General features: G+C 72.0%; 1 pseudogene. It reads right to left on the bottom strand.

What is annotated here, in order from left to right:
• Positions 1-296: pseudogene (locus AOK23_RS48830) on the bottom strand (D-alanyl-D-alanine carboxypeptidase/D-alanyl-D-alanine endopeptidase); the annotation flags it as partial.

The following is a 296-nucleotide window of genomic DNA, read 5'->3' as shown; positions in this document are numbered from 1 at the left end:
TCTCCTCGGCCTTCTTGGAGGCCGTGACGGGGCCCGCGTCGGCGCTCTTGGTCGCCTTGATGCCGCGATCCGCCAGGAGGTCCGCGAAGGCGCGGGTGGCGTCCGCCGGCGGGTCGAGGCTGCGCTCGGCGGTGCCGCTGGTGGAGTCGTTCAGGCGGGCCTCGTCGACCATGAGGGCGGTGACGGGGGCCAGGTTGAAGTCGCGGCCGATGGTGTGGAGCTCGGGTCCGTCGTAGAGGGACGTGTCGTAGGCGAGCGTGATCTCGTTCAGGTGACGCTTGGCGAGCGCGGCGGCG

Source organism: Streptomyces torulosus (assembly GCF_001419765.1).
Lineage (GTDB): Bacteria > Actinomycetota > Actinomycetes > Streptomycetales > Streptomycetaceae > Streptomyces > Streptomyces torulosus.
This window is presented reverse-complemented; position numbering and strand designations above follow the sequence as displayed.